At 61.7% G+C, this 1,039-nt stretch carries 1 protein-coding gene; it reads right to left on the bottom strand.

The annotated features are described in order from the left end of the window. On the bottom strand, positions 1-1,039 hold a 1,039-nt coding region (locus tag B9Z45_RS16700), incomplete at both ends, for a cadherin repeat domain-containing protein (RefSeq protein ID WP_146180961.1).

Raw genomic sequence — 1,039 nt, 5'->3', positions numbered from 1 at the left:
CAACTGTGAATTTCAGGCCGGTGATGGTTTGGCCCGTATCCACCGCGCTGATGGCCGCGCTGCTGAACAGCGTTTGCGTGAGTGCAGTGTTGGCGTAGTTGACCGTGGACGTGGTGACGCTGGCGGTAGGCGCATCGTTGGTGCCGGTGATGGTGATAGAGACTGTCTGGTTCACGTTGAGACCACCCACGTCTTTGACTAGGTAACTGACTTCGATGACGCGGGTTGCGCCTGCGGCCAGGTTGTCAAAGGCTGGATTCGTGGGGTCCACACTCAGCGTGCTGCCGCTGAGTGTTATGCCTGCGGGCAGGTCGGCGCCCGCGTTGCCGGTGGCCATACCCGCCACTTTGTAGGTAAGGGTTTGAACGTCCAGGGTGGCGGTGTCGCCCGCGTCAACGTCGCTGGCGCCTTGCAACAAGTTCAAGGTGTACGAAGCTGCGCCTTCCAGCGCGGCCGATGTGATTGCGGCACTGACCACGGGCGCTTCGTTGACGTTGATCACGTTGGCGATGACGGCCTGCTCGGTGCTCAGTGTGCCGCTGGTGCCCAGATTGGTGGCCACCACAGTAAAGCTGTAGCTGTTCTTGGCTTCGTAATTGGCGCTGTTCTTGAGCGTGACTTTGCCCGTGGCGCTGTCAATGTCGAGCAAGGCGATGTCACCCGTGGCCGCTTTGAGACTGTAGACCACGTTCCTATTGGCCGCGGTGCCGTCAGCATCAGTGGTGCTGGCGGTGTAGATCTCACGGGTGGTGGCGGCGTTTTCAGGCACGCTGCCGGTGGCTCCGCTGCTAAACACCGGGGCGTTGTCGTTGAAGTCGACAACGCTCAGCACGACCGCTTGGTCGGCGCTGTTGCCGTCAGCATCGGTGGCGGTCAGCGTGTAGTTGTACACGTTGTTCGCGCCCGCATCGTCTGGGCTTTCAAAGTTGCGCGCCACCATGCTCACCACGCCGGTGCCAGTGTTGAGCGTGAACAGCGCACTGTCTGCGCCGCCCAAGCTGTAGGTGACCGCGCCAATGGGCGTGCCGCTCAAGCTGGG

It is taken from the genome of Limnohabitans sp. 2KL-17, from assembly GCF_003063415.1.
Classification (GTDB): domain Bacteria; phylum Pseudomonadota; class Gammaproteobacteria; order Burkholderiales; family Burkholderiaceae_C; genus Limnohabitans_A.
The sequence above is the reverse complement of the archived record's forward strand: the minus strand, read 5'-3'. Positions and strand labels throughout refer to the sequence as shown.